Genomic DNA, 14449 nt, shown 5'->3' on the forward strand with positions numbered 1-14449 from the left:
AAACACTCAGCACTCGGCTATAAAAGCCCCTTGGCGTTCGAAAGAAAGGCCGCATAAATGAGCAGCAGGATCGGAACTTAAACGCGACAAGTCCACCCTGACCCTTCTGTATCCCGGATCTGGTAGCGTGGTCCCGTCACGTGTCCCGGCCAGGACCCGCGACGGGGTGGTGCTCGACGTCTGACCCTTGTGGCATGACCACGCTTCTTAGCCTGTCGGCACCGCCTCTCTTTCATTGTCTCGAACAGTTGCCAGCGGCCCTCGTGGGACCGCGTATCAGAAGGAGGAGAGCATGGAGAAGGTAACACACGGTCGGATCATCGGGATAGATGTGAGCCGAGACTGGCTCGATATTCACTGCCTTCCGGACGGCCAGCGACATCGCATCCCCAATTCCGATGATGGCCATGTCGCGGTGTCCGATCTCGCTCACGACCAGAGAGCCGTCGTTTGTTTCGAAGCGACGGGCGGGCAGGAATGGCGGCTCTGGTTCCATCTGGAGGATGCAGGCGTCGAAACCCGCCAAGTGCCGCCAGCCCAAGTCAAGGCCTTCGCGCGCAGCCTGGGAACCCGCGCCAAGACCGACAGGATCGATGCCGAACTTATAGCGCGTTTCCTAGTCTTCAGGCCCGAGGCGGGACGAACACTTCCCGCGGAACATCTACGTCTTCTCAGGGCCTTAACCACCAGGCGGGCACAGGTGGTTGAGATGCGAAAGCGGCTTCTGGCGCAGATACGGGCGCATCGGAAATCGGGAACTGCGGAGCTGTTCGAGGATATCGATGTGGAGCTGAAAGAGCGGTTGGATGTCGTGATCGCCGAGCTGGAAAGCCGAATTTCAGAGCTTCTCGGTCGCGACAGGCATCTTGCGGACACCGCGCAGATCCTTCGTTCCGTTCCCGGAATCGGGCCGGTCGCCGGTTCGACGCTGATCGCCGAACTTCCCGAACTCGGCGCGATCACCGGCGAACAAGCTGCAGCGCTGACCGGTCTGGCGCCTGTGGCGCAGGACAGCGGAACGCTGCGTGGCAAGCGCGCCATCGCCGGTGGCAGGCGTGCTCTGCGGCACGTTCTGTTCCAGGCGGCACTGGTTGCCTCACATCACAACCCGACGCTCAAAGCTTTCGCCGATCGACTCCGCAAAGCCGGCAAGCCGCACAAGGTCATCGTCACGGCCGTCGCGCGCAAGCTCGTCATCATCGCCAATGCTCTTTGCAAAAAACGGCGGAAATGGGAGCCCCGCCATCCCTGATGAATACAGTTGCTAACCATCAGCATTCCCGAGGTGAATCCCTCTCACCGATATGTGCAACAAGCCCATTTTTGTTTGAATTTGTTGTCCACCTTCAGAGATCAAGAATGGGTGTAGTTTTCTCGGGATCAATGAAGCGCGGACGCAGGACGTCCACTCAACCATACCTGTGGAAGATATTGAGGCCTTGCTCTGGGCCATATGGACCCTTGCAACGGCCATCGGCGACAGGTGCCAAAGGCAAAGTTATGCCAGCTGTCTCTCAAACAGCAGTTACGCTTGCACTGATGCCCAAGGCCGCCAGCGCTTCATCATAGCTTTGCGCTGGATCGGTCACATCGAAATGCACCGTCTGCATTCCTGCATATCGCGCCCCGTCGATGTTCTTGCGCTGATCATCAACAAAGACGCAGGCCTCAGGCGGCAGGTTCAACGCGCAGGTGATCGCCTGATAGGCGCGGGGATCAGGCTTCAGAATGCCTGTGTATGTTGCATCGACGATCACATCGAAATCGGCCAAAAACGGCAGCTTCGTCCGGAAGTCCGCGCCGTAAAAAAGGTCCAGCTCATTGGACAGGATCGCTAGTTTGCGCCCTGCTGCATTGGCTGTTTGGATCGCAGCCAATGCCTCGGGGCGGATGACAGCGGCGGGATCGGCACCGCGCACGCGCCCGACGAATTGTGGAAAATCAGTCCAATCCTCGCCCACCAGTGCGGCTGTCTCGTGCATGCGATGGGTCCAGTAATCCCGCTCGGAGATTCCGCCTGCCTGCATTGCGCGCCAGACCGGATCGCCCTCCGGCTCAAATGGACCGCGCCATGTTAGGGTACCAGCGGCAAGGCCAAGGGCGGCCTCGGTCAGATCATGGGTTTCAAAAAGGGTGCGGCTGATCACGCCGCCGAAATCCAGCACAAGCGCCTGACAGGGCATCGTCATGAAATCGGCTCCTTGGAAAGCAGCCCGGCCTTCGCCAGATCGTCAAAGACCTTCAAGGCGGCAGTGCAGAAGGCGTCATCGTTGATATGACATTCCAGCTCTTGTAGCCTGACGTTTTCGGGACAGTTCTGGCGCAACTCTTCGATAAAGGCGGCTAGACCGTCGGGGTCCGACAGCGGGCCACCTGGTCGGTCCCATTCGTTGCCACCGTGCAGCGGCAACAGCAGAGTCGTCGACCCTTCTGCTGTGGCCAGCCGTTCGCACATGGTACGCGCCATCTGGCGGCGCTGGTCGGTGGTCATCATAACCGAGGATAATAGCCGGTTATGGGCATGCTGCTCTTGTCCCGCGACCAACGGCGGTACCGGCTGCCAACCCACAAAATCCACCAGATCGTAACACCCTATCGAGACGATTTGCGGCGTGCCGCGCTTGCCGGCATTGGTCATCCGGTCCGCCCCTGCTGTGATGGATGAACCCATCAGATGGTTGCCCACCTCTTGCGGTGCAAAATCTAGAACAGCGGCAAAAGCTCCCTCGGCTGCGAGGCTTTCAAAAGCCCGCCCGCCCATGCCTGTGGCGTGGAAAACGGCAACTTCATAGCCGCGCTTTTCCAGTTCGGGCTTGAGGCCCACCATGTAGCGCAACACTGTTTTGCCAAAGGACATCATCCCGATCAGTGGCTTGTCTCCCGTTGGCCGTTGCGCTGCGCGGGCGGCCCCCAGCACAGCTCCCGCTGCCTGGCTGAGCGAGGCTTTACAGACCGAGTTCAACCCGTAGAGCCCGCCCGCCCAAAGGATCATCTGCACATCGGCGGGCAGACGCTCCGGCGGGATGAGGGGCGAGAATGACACCGTCGAGACGATATACTTCGGCACTCCGATGGGCAGGGCGCTGCAGACATCCAAAGCCAGATCGGTGCCCATGGTGCCGCCCAGAACCAGGACGCCATCTATCCTGCCTTCGCGGTAAAGACGGGCGGTGGTCAGGGCTGCGCCCTTGGCCATGATCTGCATGGCGATGTTTTCATCGCCTCTGTCGATGGCCTCTTGGATCGAATGGCCCCCTTCTTGGGCGACATCATGCTTTGAGACATCCGTAGGCGTTGCTGCTTGCCCCAGCACGCTGACATCCATCGTCATCACCTTGCCGCCTTGGGCGTGGATCACCTCTGCGATGTAGGACAGCTCGTCCTGTTTGGTGTCATAGGTGCCAACGATCAGGATCGTTTTATCGCTCATGGTGTCCCCCTCGGCTTGCGTCCCGTCATCACAGTTTGAACCATGCGGTTTTAAGGTCGAGATATTTATCAAAGGCGTGCAAGGACTTGTCATGTCCGTTGCCCGACTGTTTGACCCCTCCCAGCGGGACGGTCATGTCAGAGCCGCCATAGGTGTTCACATGTACGATCCCCGCCTGAAGACGCCGCACCATCCGGTGCGCCCGCGACAGGTCCGTGGTCCAGACCGCCGCTGCCAGCCCGTAGTCGGTACCATTGGCGATGCGCACTGCGTCCTCTTCGGTGTCAAAGGGCAGCACTGCCAGCACAGGGCCAAAAACCTCGGCCTGCGCCAGACGGTCTTGGGGCTGCACGCCGGTCACAATGGTCGGCGCCATGTAATAGCCGCCGGTCTCTTCAAGGATACGCGTGCCGCCCGTGACGATCGTGCGTCCTGCAGCGCGGGCTTCATCCACGAAGGATAGGTTCTGTTCTAGCTGACGCAAGGAATTCACCGCCCCCGCACCTGTGCTGGGGTCCAGAGGGTCGCCAGTTTTCAGCGACGCGAGATGATCCGCTAGTCGTGCGACGAAGTCATCGTGAATCTCGCGCTGCACCAGAAGACGCGATCCGGCGATGCAGACTTGGCCCGCGTTGCGGAAGATGCCGTTGACGGATGTTTTGGCTGCCTCGTCCAGATCTGGGGCATCGGCAAAGACGATGTTGGGGGATTTTCCCCCAAGTTCCAGATAAACGCGCTTGAGGTTTGATGCGGCAGCAGCTTGCATCAGCCTGCGCCCCGTTGCGCCTGATCCGGTGAAGACCAGCACATCGACCAACATCGAGTGGGCAATTGCATCGCCCACCACAGCGCCTTCGCCGGTGACAACGTTCAAGACCCCAGCAGGCAAGCCCGCTTCTAGCGCTAATTCTGCCAGACGGATCAGGGTCAGTGAGGCAGTTTCAGCCGGTTTAAGCACCACCGAGCATCCCGCCGCCAGCGCCGGTCCCAGTTTCCACGCGCCGATCATCAGCGGGAAGTTCCAAGGCACAATTGCGCCCACAACGCCCACAGGCTCGCGGTGGACCAGTCCCAGATTGGCGGGGCCAGTGGCGGTGATCTCGCCAGTCAGCTTGTCGATCGCTTCGGCGTAATAGCGGATGGTGCCTGCGGCAGACATCGGCTCGGCCTTCAGCGCCATCGCGATTTCGGTGCCGTTGTTGCGAACTCCAAGAACGGCTAGCTCGGCGGCGTTAGCCTCAATCAGATCGGCCCACCGCAAAAGCACTTTCTTGCGACCCGCAGGGGGCATATCGCGCCAGCGGCCATCGTCAAAGGCAGTGCGCGCACTAAGAGCGGCGGCATCGGCATCTTCGCGGGTGCCGCGCGGCATGGTGGTCAGTGGTTGGCCATCCAGCGGCGAAAGCACCTGCATCACCTCTGCATCCGAGGCCGCCCGCCGCCCGCCGTCAATGATATGCGCACCGGGAGTGACGGGGCTGGCCCGCAAGGAATTGATCAGGGACAGATCCATGTCACTTGCCCTCTTCTTTGCTGGTGCGGGTGTCGCGCCAGAGTGTGTAGAAATGAATGCCAACTGCCGCGACGATCATCGCGAAAAGCACCATGGCGATGGGACGTTCGATAAATTCCAGCGGGGACCGGACGCGGGCCATCGCGGTGCGCAGCTTGTCCTCCATTAGACCGCCGAGCACGATGCCAAGGATCACCGGAGAGGTTGGCCAGTCCAGCCGCTTGAGGATCATCCCGAACACGCCGAACCCTGCAGCGACGAAGATATCGGTCAGCGAATTGCGCAGGGAATAAACCCCGATCAGGCTGAAGGTCATGATCATCATCCCCAGAAAACGGTTGGGGATCAGCATCACCTTCATCAGCGTATCTGTTGCCAGAAACAGGAACGCGACGACGATCACGTTCAAGAGGATCAGGCAGATATAGAGCGCCAGAATGAAATCCATCTGGTTGGCAAATAATGCGGGACCGGGGATCACGTTATGGACGTAGAACACCGACAGCATCATGGCGGTCAGTTCCTCGCCCGGAATTCCCAGCGCCAGCAGAGGCACCATTGCTGCTGGCGGGACCGAGTTATTGGCCGCCTCAGAGGCAATCAGCCCTTCGGGATTGCCCTTGCCGAATGTCTCGGGCGTCTTTGAGGTGCGCTGCGCGTAGGAATAGGACATGAACTGGGACATAAATTCGCCCACACCGGGGATCATGCCACAGATCACGCCAAAGCCTGATCCCACTGTCGCCACGCGTTTGAAGTGGCGCAATTCCAGAAGTGTGTGAAAGAAGCCCTTCTTGCCCACATGAGGCATTGGAAAGTTCTTGTCTTCGTCCAGAAACAGCACCAACGCCTGCGAGATCGCGAAAAGGCCAAGCACGACAACAATCAGATCGATGCCGTTTTGCAGCCAGCTCTGCCCGAAGGTGAATCGTTGGGTGTAGGCGCTGCCCTCGATCCCGATAGTCTGTAGAAAGATGCCAAAGCAGGCCAGCATCCCCGCCGCCAGCACCTGCCCGCGATGGGTCACCACCACCAGCACAATCCCCAGCAAGGCTGCCAGAAAAATCTCGCGCGCGCCGAACATGGGGGCGACCTTGGCCAGAACGGGGGCAAAGATCATTAGGCACAATATGGCGAAAATGCCCCCAAAGAACGAGGCCGAGTAGGCCAACCCCAAGGCCCGCCGCGCTTCGCCGCGTTGGGTCATCGGAAAGCCGTCATACGTGGTAAGGGCGTTCACCGGCGTGCCGGGGGTGTTGACCAGAATGGCCGGAATGGCGCCGCCGAACATGGATGATCCATAGACCCCCAGCAAGGCGGTCAGGCCGACGATGGGTTCTAGCATAAAGGTTGCGGGCAGCATGATGGCAATCGCCACCGCCGCACCCACACCGGGCAGCGCCCCCACCAGAACACCTCCGATCGAGCCGATAAACAGCGCCGCGATAACGTCCCAGCGCGCGATAATGTCGATGCTTGAAAGCAGTAGGTCCATGAAACTCGCTCAGAAATAACGGATGAGGATGTAGCGCAGGTCTTCGGGGGCCAGTTCATAGAGGGCGCCGCCAGGAATCTTGACGTTGAAACCGGTCTTGAAGGTCAGCACCACAAACAGGGCAAAGCCGATGGCCGATAGGATCGCCTGCCGCGACCGGTATCCCAGCCGCACCGCCATAAAGAGGCAGAAGGCTATCGTTGCCAGTAGATAGCCGATCACCGGAATGGCGGCGACGTACAGGACGTACCAACCGACAAACTCTAGGGATTTGACCCAGCACAGGGCCTCGCGCCAGCGGCCGGGGGTGCGGGTGATGTTGCGGGTCTTCAGCCACAACAACAGCCCGAACAATGCCATCCCCCCAAGCGAGATCGCTGGCCACAGGCGTGGCTGCGCGGCCAGTGCCTTTTTCGGGAGCCAAGTCGTCTGCCACCCGATCTGCGCCAACAGCAGGCCCGAGAACAACAGGATCAGCGCCGCAAACAGTAGCTCGCCGGGTTTGCGCCCGATCGGAAAGACGTGGGGCGCGTCTGGATCTTCTTGCATTGTAAATCTCCCTGACAGCCGCCCGCGATTGAACGGCTGGTCGGGGCCGCGCACGGCCCCGACGTGATTACTCGGCGATCAACTGGTTGATGTGGCCGGTGATCTCGATGTCACTGGCGATGCGGGCCGCGGCGGCTTCGGCATCCATCCAGTAGACCAGCGCGCCGGTCTCTGCGGACAGCTTTTGCGCCCGCTCTGACGTGACGGTTTCACGGGCGACCTCGATGATCTTTTCACGTACATCGTCGGGGGTGTCTTTGTGTACGAACAGCCCGTTCCACAACGAGATCCCCAAATCAGGGGTCACAGCCGCCAGCGTCGGCGCATCGGGTGCCAACGAGATCGGGCTTTCGGTGATGCTGGCCAGAATAGTGATTTGGTCAAGGCAAGGCTGGATCAACTGGATTGTGGTGTTCACCACATCGAAATCGCCAGAGGCTAGCGAATTGCAGTCCAGCGCGTCGGACGAGGCCTCGGCCCCCCATTCGAACCCAAGCTCTTTGGCGGCGGCAAAAGTGGCCTGCGTCGGCAGCAGAAACGATCCAAAATGCCCCAGCACGACTGAATTGTCTTTGGCGTATGCTGCCAGTTCGTCCAGCGACTGGAACGGGGCGCTGGACGAGGTGGCAATGACAAAGGGGTAGGTCAGGAAAATGCCCAACGGCTCGAACGGGTTGTCGGCCAGCGCCGGAATACCCACTTGCGGGCCGACTACAGGAATATCCACCACGAAAGAGCCGACGGTATAACCATCCGCTGGCGCACCTGCGACCTGCGCCGCGCCGGGGAACGGACCGCCATCCGACGGGCGGTTGATAACTGCGGCGGCCACCCCGTACTTGGTTTGGAAATCCTCGGCGATCATGCGGGTCAGTACATCTTCCAGATCACCGGGCGGGAAGGGCACCACAAAGTTCACCGGCTTTTCAGGATATTCGGCCTGCGCCGCCAGCGGCAGCGCCGTCAGGGCAATCGCCACCGAGGTCTTTAAAAACGTGTTCATACAAGCTCTCCCGTTGGATGGTTCATTATTTGAACCGTTGGTGCATTAATTGTTGCCATCGCAACGATCTTGTGTCAACTTTTCTTTGCCAAGCCCGAAAACGGCGATGGAAAAGACAGAGGACGACAATGGGAACGATCACAAAAGCCCTTGAATTACTGGGATATTTCTCGCGACGCAGGCCAGAAATCGGGTTGACCGAATTTGTGCGCCTTGCCGGACGTGACAAGGCAACTGTGCATCGTCATCTGGTAGAGCTTGAGGAAAATGGCTTTCTGGAACAGCATCCTGTGGCCCGTACATACCGCCTTGGGCCCGCCATTTTGCGTCTGACGGCAGTGCGCGAAGCCACCCATCCGATTCGCGCTGTCTTCCGCCCTGTGGTCGAGGAACTGGCCCGCCAAACGGGCGAGCTTTGCCATGCCTCACTGTTGCAGGGCAAAGTCCTGTCGCCGGTGTTCCACACCGACCCGCAGGTTCACGGCACGCAGGTGCATTTCGACGAAGGCGAAATCCTTCCCCTGCACGCGACCTCTTCGGGACTGGCGGTTCTGGCCTTTTCGCTCTCCCGTTTTGTGGATGACGCTTTCGGCGCGCCGCTGCCCGCATTTACTGACAAGACCCACACCGACCGCGCTTATCTGCGTGCGGTACTGGAGGACACCCGTCGCACTGGCGTGTGCCGCGTGGACCAGACCTATGACAGCGAAGTCTCTTCCGTTGGCGGGCCGATCTTTGGCCCCGAGGGCATCCCGATCGGGGCCATCGCCGTGGCTGTGCCTACCGTTCGGGTCACCGAAGACAAGATGAATGACGTTCAACAGGCGCTGCTGGCGACGATCCGGCAAGCCTCAATTTCGGCTGGCGGCGTTCTGCCCCGCGACTTCCCCGATGCGCCCAAAGGCTGATCGCCTAGGCGCCGCTTTAGATGAAAGATCCTGATTGAGATGAAAGATTCCAATTTCCTGACCGAACATAACGCCCGTCACCTGTGGCATCCGATGGCCCATCCCGCCGATAGTCTGGCCAATCTGCCCGACATCATTGTCGAAGGCGAAGGGGTGCAGATCATGGATCTGGACGGACACCGCACCGTAGATGCGGTGGGCGGCCTTTGGAACGTGAACCTTGGCTATTCCTGTGCGCCGGTCAAAGAGGCGATCCGCGCCCAGTTGGACCGGCTTCCCTATTATTCGATCTTTCGTGGCACCACCAATGACGCGGTGATTGAGCTGAGCGTAATGCTGCGCGATTTTTTCGCGCCCGACGGGTTGAGCCGTGCGTTTTTTACCTCGGGCGGATCGGATTCCGTGGAAATAGCGCTGCGACTGGCGCGTCAGTATCACAAGGTGCGCGGTGATGGCGGACGGGTCAAATATCTGTCCTTGAAAAAGGGTTATCACGGCACCCACACCCTTGGGGCTTCGGTCAACGGAAACGCCAACTTTCGCACCCAGTACGAGCCGCTGATGCCCGGCTGTTTCCACGTGCCTGCGCCTTACCCCTATCGTAACCCTTTCAATGAGACCGACCCCGAGCGTCTGGCCCAATTGTGCCTTGCCGCGTTGGAAGACGAGATCAAGTTTCAGGCCCCTGAGACGATCGCCGCCTTTATTATGGAGCCAATTCTGGGTGCTGGCGGCGTCATTCCGCCACACCACAGCTTTATGCCGGGCGTGCGGGCACTTTGTGACAAATATGGCATTCTGCTGATCGCTGATGAGGTGATCACTGCTTTTGGCCGCACCGGCAGCTGGTCAGGATCGCGCCACTGGGGCGTTAAGCCAGACATGATGTGCACCGCCAAAGCGATCACCAACGGCTACTTCCCGTTTGGTGCGGTGATGATCTCGGATCAGGTGGCTGAAGTGTTCGAAGGCGACACCTCCGGCAAAGGGGCCATCGGATCAGGCTATACCTACTCGGGGCATCCGGTGGGGGCTGCTGCGGCGATCGCTTGCCTTCGTGAGACCCAGCGTTTGCAGGTGAAAGACAACGCTGCCGCACGTGGCACCCAGCTATATGAAGGGCTGCTGAAACTGCAGGAAGCCTATCCGGTGATCGGCGACGTGCGTGGCGGCCACGGTCTGATGTGCGCGTTGGAATTGGTCTCGGATCGGGGAACCAAAGCGCCCATCGACAAAAAGACCATCGGCGCGATCCATCGCACCACCTATGAAAACGGTGCGATGGTGCGGGTGTCTGGCAATAACATCATCATGTCGCCGCCGCTGATCCTGACCGAAAATGACGTGACCACTATCCTGACTGCCCTGAACGCCGGCTTTGCTGCGCACGGCTGATCAAGTCGCAAGCTACGGCCCCGCTTTAGCCTGTGGGGCCGTTTGCCGGTCTTTGGCATTCAGAGGTGACTGCGCAATCAAACCCAAAAGTGTGCGCAAGGCCTTTAAACTGCCCCAGAGCTGCAGGCCGATATTTTGGAATATTGGCGGTCAAATACTGCCGAGATAGTATCCGATGGCCTCTGCCAGCTCGGTCTCTTCATAGCGAAAGTGCGAGCGTACAATTTCTTCCAGTTTTCGATAAGTGGCGGCGGCCTGCGTGAAATGCGCTTCACTGGGGTCTTCAATCAGTGTGTCAGCAGCGTCGCTTAGGCGGATGATCAGTTCATGAACCACTTCGTGTTCGGACAGAAGTTTGGCCACTACCTCGCGGAACATGCCACCACCGGCGGCGCTGATGCGGGGGAACATGTCGTCGCCCTCAATATCGTGGTGGAACTTCAGCACCTGACATTCGCGGCCGCAAAGGTTCCCGAAGGCTCTGAAATTCTCTGCCATGTTGAGGGACAGAACGATCCGTTTCAGGTTTTCGGGCGGCGTGTCGCCTGCCTCGATCCGCGCTAGAACGGCACCGATCTGGGCCATTTCCATCAAATAGTGACGGTGAATGGCCGCCAACTGCCCGCCTTGGCGGCGGTGCGTGTCTGTGGCGGCGGGCACTTTGGGCGCTGAGGGGCGGGCGGCCTCATTCAGCGAGAGCGCGTCGAGAGGCAGGGTCGAAAGGTCGGTCATGATTGCTAAGAATGCCTTTCCCCTTGCCAAGTCAAGCTTATCGGCTTGGCGCGGCCGTGCTTGGGTCGCAGCCCCTCTGAGGTCTGTCAGGTTCGCGTCGATTGCAGTTTTGCCATTTGGGATTTCACGATCGCATCCACTAAATCATCAGGAACCGGCTGGTGTAGCGGTAGTTGCAACGTGTCTGTTTTCGCACGGAAGGGTGCGACGAGCGCTTCGAACGCCTCGGTGCCCCGATAGATCGGGTAGAGGCCGATGTGTTTCTTCCAGAACGCGAAATAGATAACGGTCACCCCGTTATATTGAAACGCGGGCATGTCGTAGCAGATGGTTTCTACCAGTCCCTCTGCCGCCGACGAAATGGCGCATCGCAGCGCCTGCGCCTGTTTCCGCACCTCTGGCGGAAGCGTTTCGATGTACTGATCAATGCTTGCGAACTTGGCCATTTGCGCATCACGCTACAGCGCTTTTGATCCGTGATAAACAGTTTCGTCATGGGTTGTCGGACGGAGGGGCGCGGGTCTCAGCCGCGGTATGATCCCGGCGTGCGATTGGTCCATTTTCGAAAGGCGCGGTGAAAGTTTGCAGGGGCGGAAAAGCCGGTGTCGAAGGCGATCTGCTCGATGCTGTCAGTGCCTTGTTGCAGGGCGCGGATGGCAATGTCGCGGCGCAGGGCGTCTTTGATGTCCTGAAACGAAGTGCCTTCCTGTTTCAGGCGGCGGTTCAGTGTGCGCGGGGTCATTTTCAGGGCGTCGGCCGCATCTAGCAATTGGCAGGTCTGCCAAGTGGCACCGTATAGGAAGGCGCGGACGCGCAGGCTGTTTGTATGGGCGCGTGAGCCGGTAAAGATCCAGTCCAGCGGTGCGCGCTCAAGGAATACCGAGGCCTCCGCAGGGGTGCGGGTGATCGGGCGGTCAAACTGCCGCGGATCAAAGAGGATGGCGGTCTCGGCGGCGTCAAATTCGACCGGGCAGGGAAAGACCACCGCGTAATCGGCGGCGAAATCCGGACGCGCAAAGGCAAAGCGCACGGCCTTCACATTTGTTTCCGCCCCTGCCAGCCATGACAAAAGGCCGTGGGCCAGTTTCAGGATAAGCATGTGGCCAAACCGCTGCGGGCGGGTTTCGGCGGCATAGGGCACAAGCGCCAGTTCTACCTCATCATCTTGGTGGCGCAGATCCAGACGGAAATCATCCAGAAGCAGGTTCCAATAGGTCGAGAACCGATACAGCGCCGAGGTCAGGCTGCTGGCCTCTCGTTGTACGGTGACAAGGTGTTGCAGGGCGCGGGGGCGGATCGGGCGGCTCCAGAGGCCCATCATCTCGTCGCCGGTCTCTGGCGCGGCCAACTGATACAGTCTGGCGATTTCCTCTAGTGTGATGCGCTGGGTGGGGGACATCGGACCGGATTGCAGGCCTGAACGTTCCAGCAGGGATGCCATCGTCTCTGGCGTGCAGCGCGATGCCAGCGCGTCCAGCCAGTCCTGAATGAACCCCGCCGATACGGTCGTTAGAGAGATAGGGTCATGACTGCTCATGGCGGACCTAATGTGTCGTGATCGGATAATAGTTTGGCAAAAAATGAGCTTATGGGCAAGCTGTGCAGCGGTTAGATGTCAGAAAACCATAGTGCCTTTGGGGAGACAGGCATGACCTACCAGCCGCCCGTCAAGGATTTGATGTTCTGTATCGAACACCTGTCACATTGGGGAAAGGTGTCCTCTTTGGACGCTTATTCCGAATGCGATCTATCGGATATTGGCGCGGCTCTGACGGGCTATGCCCAGTTCTGTGCCGAACAGATTGCGCCCTTGTCTCAGGACGGGGATCGGGCGGGGACCAGTTTTGACAAGGGCCGCGTGACAATGCCCGAAGGCCATGCGCAGGCCTACGCGCAGTTTGTTGAAATGGGCTGGCAGGCGCTGACCCATCCGGTGGCCTATGGCGGGGTAGGCCTCCCACGCGTTGCGGGTGCGGCGGCGACAGAGATGCTGAACAGCGCCGATATGAGCTTTGGCCTGTGCCCGCTGCTGACCGATGGCGCGATCGAGGCGCTGCTGCTGACGGGTTCGGACGCGCAGAAATCGCTGTATCTTGAGCCGCTGATTTCGGGGCGCTGGTCCGGCACGATGAACCTGACCGAGCCCCAAGCGGGCAGCGATCTAGGCCTTGTTGCGACAAAGGCGATCCGGCGTACGGATGGCAGCTATGCCGTCAGGGGCACAAAGATCTTTATCACCTACGGCGCCCATGATCTGACCGAGAACATCATCCACCTAGTGCTGGCGCGGACCCATGGTGCGCCCGCCGGACCCAAGGGGCTGAGCCTTTTTATCGTGCCGCAGACGCTGGTGAAGTCGGACGGAACGCTTGGGGCTGCGAATGCAGTGAAGTGTGTCAGCATCGAACACAAACTGGGCGTGCGGGCCAGTCCTACGGCTGTGTTGGAATATGAGGATGCGACGGGGTTCCTGATCGGCAATGAGAATTGCGGGCTGGAATACATGTTCATCATGATGAACGCCGCGCGGTTTACTGTGGGCGTGCAAGGCGTTGCGACCTCTGAACGGGCCTATCAACGGGCGCTGGCTTATGCGCAGGGCCGCGTGCAAAGCCGTCCGGTGAACGGTCAAACCAAAGACGCCGTGCCGATCATCGAACATCCCGACGTGCGCCGTATGCTGATGCGGATGCGCAGCCTGACCGAAGGCGGGCGGGCGATGGCGGCCGCAACCGCGGGACTGCTGGATATCGCTCATTACCGGACAGACCGTGTAACCAATGCGCTGGCCGAATTCATGGTCCCGCTGGTCAAGGGCTTTTGCACCGAACGCGCTGTCGAGGTTGCCTCATTGGGCGTGCAAATTCATGGCGGCATGGGCTTTATCGAGGAAACCGGCGCCGCGCAGCACTACCGCGATGCCCGCATCCTGCCGATCTATGAAGGCACCACGGCCATTCAGGCCAATGACCTTTTGGGACGCAAAGTGATGCGCGATGGCGGGGCGGCTGCCCGCTTGTTCGCCGCTGGAATAGCCACGACCGAGGCAGAACTGGCCAAGGGCGATGCCTCTGCCCAAGCGATTGGCGCGGGCCTTGCGCAGGCGCGGGCGGCGTTTGAGACCTCGTTGGAATGGATGTTGGATAACAAGCCCAAGGATATCGACGCGGCCTTTGCGGGCTCTGTCCCGTTCCTGATGCTGACCGGAACGCTGGCGGCGGGCTGGATGCTTGGCAAAGGGGCTTTGGCGGCGCAAGCCGCGCTGGACGCGGGTCAAGATGCGCCCTTCATGGTCCGCAAAATCGAAACCGCCCTGTTCTATGCCCAGAACATTCTGCCCGAGTGCGCCACCGAACAAGCCCGCATCCTGCACGGCTCTCGCAGCCTCTTGGACGCGACTTTCCCTGAATGAATTCTCTCGAAA

Annotated in this window: 13 protein-coding genes; 4 read left to right on the forward strand and 9 right to left on the reverse strand. The window is 59.8% G+C overall.

What is annotated here, in order from left to right; genetic code table 11:
• The first annotated feature begins 292 nt into the window (after window positions 1–292).
• Window positions 293–1252 carry an IS110 family RNA-guided transposase gene (locus CLV74_RS19210; protein WP_106268054.1) on the forward strand — a complete coding sequence of 320 codons (960 nt, stop codon included), beginning with the start codon at window positions 293–295 and terminating at the stop codon, window positions 1250–1252.
• A 262-nt stretch (window positions 1253–1514) separates the two neighbouring features.
• Here CLV74_RS19210 and CLV74_RS19215 read toward each other — a convergent pair whose 3' ends face one another.
• The 6 genes from CLV74_RS19215 to CLV74_RS19240 all read right to left on the reverse strand — a co-directional run bounded on the left by CLV74_RS19215 (window position 1515) and on the right by CLV74_RS19240 (window position 7990).
• The gene (locus tag CLV74_RS19215) at window positions 1515–2189 is read right to left on the reverse strand and encodes an HAD-IA family hydrolase (protein ID WP_211299088.1); all 675 of its coding nucleotides are present in this window, start codon (window positions 2187–2189) and stop codon (window positions 1515–1517) included.
• Complete coding sequence (locus CLV74_RS19220; protein ID WP_106268056.1) at window positions 2186–3430, reverse strand: Tm-1-like ATP-binding domain-containing protein; 1245 nt, start codon at window positions 3428–3430, stop codon at window positions 2186–2188. Before CLV74_RS19220 ends, CLV74_RS19215 begins: the two co-directional genes overlap by 4 nt.
• A 28-nt stretch (window positions 3431–3458) precedes the next feature.
• Window positions 3459–4943 carry an aldehyde dehydrogenase gene (locus CLV74_RS19225; protein WP_106268058.1) on the reverse strand — a complete coding sequence of 495 codons (1485 nt, stop codon included), beginning with the start codon at window positions 4941–4943 and terminating at the stop codon, window positions 3459–3461.
• 1 nt (window position 4944) lies between these two features.
• Window positions 4945–6438: a tripartite tricarboxylate transporter permease gene (locus CLV74_RS19230; protein WP_106268061.1), complete on the reverse strand. Its 1494-nt coding sequence runs from the start codon at window positions 6436–6438 to the stop codon at window positions 4945–4947.
• 9 nt (window positions 6439–6447) lie between these two features.
• A complete protein-coding gene (locus CLV74_RS19235; RefSeq protein WP_106268063.1) occupies window positions 6448–6987 on the reverse strand; it encodes a tripartite tricarboxylate transporter TctB family protein in 540 nt (179 codons plus the stop codon).
• A 67-nt stretch (window positions 6988–7054) separates the two neighbouring features.
• Window positions 7055–7990 carry a tripartite tricarboxylate transporter substrate-binding protein gene (locus CLV74_RS19240; protein ID WP_106268065.1) on the reverse strand — a complete coding sequence of 312 codons (936 nt, stop codon included), beginning with the start codon at window positions 7988–7990 and terminating at the stop codon, window positions 7055–7057.
• A gap of 128 nt (window positions 7991–8118) precedes the next feature.
• On the opposite strand from CLV74_RS19240, the gene CLV74_RS19245 reads away from it, so the two are divergent.
• Window positions 8119–8898 (forward strand): IclR family transcriptional regulator, encoded by a 780-nt coding sequence (locus CLV74_RS19245; protein WP_106268067.1) that lies wholly within the window; start codon window positions 8119–8121, stop codon window positions 8896–8898.
• A gap of 39 nt (window positions 8899–8937) precedes the next feature.
• Window positions 8938–10293, forward strand: coding sequence for an aminotransferase class III-fold pyridoxal phosphate-dependent enzyme (locus CLV74_RS19250; RefSeq protein ID WP_106268069.1), 1356 nt, complete (start codon window positions 8938–8940; stop codon window positions 10291–10293).
• Window positions 10294–10443: 150 nt separating this feature from the next.
• Here CLV74_RS19250 and CLV74_RS19255 read toward each other — a convergent pair whose 3' ends face one another.
• The 3 genes from CLV74_RS19255 to CLV74_RS19265 form a co-directional block, all read right to left on the reverse strand.
• The gene (locus CLV74_RS19255) at window positions 10444–11025 is read right to left on the reverse strand and encodes a hemerythrin domain-containing protein (protein WP_106268071.1); all 582 of its coding nucleotides are present in this window, start codon (window positions 11023–11025) and stop codon (window positions 10444–10446) included.
• Between the two features lie 86 nt (window positions 11026–11111).
• On the reverse strand, window positions 11112–11471 hold the full coding sequence (locus tag CLV74_RS19260) for an iron chaperone (RefSeq protein WP_106268073.1): 360 nt from the start codon (window positions 11469–11471) through the stop codon (window positions 11112–11114).
• Window positions 11472–11548: 77 nt separating this feature from the next.
• The gene (locus CLV74_RS19265) at window positions 11549–12562 is read right to left on the reverse strand and encodes an AraC family transcriptional regulator (RefSeq protein WP_106268075.1); all 1014 of its coding nucleotides are present in this window, start codon (window positions 12560–12562) and stop codon (window positions 11549–11551) included.
• Between the two features lie 111 nt (window positions 12563–12673).
• Here CLV74_RS19265 and CLV74_RS19270 point away from each other — a divergent pair, with 111 nt between their 5' ends.
• Window positions 12674–14437 (forward strand): acyl-CoA dehydrogenase family protein, encoded by a 1764-nt coding sequence (locus tag CLV74_RS19270; RefSeq protein ID WP_106268077.1) that lies wholly within the window; start codon window positions 12674–12676, stop codon window positions 14435–14437.
• The last annotated feature ends 12 nt before the right edge of the window (window positions 14438–14449 follow it).

Origin of the sequence: Donghicola tyrosinivorans, from assembly GCF_003003355.1 — a bacterium.
GTDB classification, from domain to species: Bacteria; Pseudomonadota; Alphaproteobacteria; order Rhodobacterales; family Rhodobacteraceae; genus Donghicola; species Donghicola tyrosinivorans.

What these genes read in the sequence shown, in the direction of transcription:
- CLV74_RS19210 (WP_106268054.1), top strand. Translation starts at nt 293, where the DNA reads ATGGAGAAGGTAACACACGGTCGGATCATCGGGATAGATGTGAGCCGA.
- CLV74_RS19215 (WP_211299088.1), bottom strand. Translation starts at nt 2,189, where the DNA reads ATGACGATGCCCTGTCAGGCGCTTGTGCTGGATTTCGGCGGCGTGATC.
- CLV74_RS19220 (WP_106268056.1), bottom strand. Translation starts at nt 3,430, where the DNA reads ATGAGCGATAAAACGATCCTGATCGTTGGCACCTATGACACCAAACAG.
- CLV74_RS19225 (WP_106268058.1), bottom strand. Translation starts at nt 4,943, where the DNA reads ATGGATCTGTCCCTGATCAATTCCTTGCGGGCCAGCCCCGTCACTCCC.
- CLV74_RS19230 (WP_106268061.1), bottom strand. Translation starts at nt 6,438, where the DNA reads ATGGACCTACTGCTTTCAAGCATCGACATTATCGCGCGCTGGGACGTT.
- CLV74_RS19235 (WP_106268063.1), bottom strand. Translation starts at nt 6,987, where the DNA reads ATGCAAGAAGATCCAGACGCGCCCCACGTCTTTCCGATCGGGCGCAAA.
- CLV74_RS19240 (WP_106268065.1), bottom strand. Translation starts at nt 7,990, where the DNA reads ATGAACACGTTTTTAAAGACCTCGGTGGCGATTGCCCTGACGGCGCTG.
- CLV74_RS19245 (WP_106268067.1), top strand. Translation starts at nt 8,119, where the DNA reads ATGGGAACGATCACAAAAGCCCTTGAATTACTGGGATATTTCTCGCGA.
- CLV74_RS19250 (WP_106268069.1), top strand. Translation starts at nt 8,938, where the DNA reads ATGAAAGATTCCAATTTCCTGACCGAACATAACGCCCGTCACCTGTGG.
- CLV74_RS19255 (WP_106268071.1), bottom strand. Translation starts at nt 11,025, where the DNA reads ATGACCGACCTTTCGACCCTGCCTCTCGACGCGCTCTCGCTGAATGAG.
- CLV74_RS19260 (WP_106268073.1), bottom strand. Translation starts at nt 11,471, where the DNA reads ATGGCCAAGTTCGCAAGCATTGATCAGTACATCGAAACGCTTCCGCCA.
- CLV74_RS19265 (WP_106268075.1), bottom strand. Translation starts at nt 12,562, where the DNA reads ATGAGCAGTCATGACCCTATCTCTCTAACGACCGTATCGGCGGGGTTC.
- CLV74_RS19270 (WP_106268077.1), top strand. Translation starts at nt 12,674, where the DNA reads ATGACCTACCAGCCGCCCGTCAAGGATTTGATGTTCTGTATCGAACAC.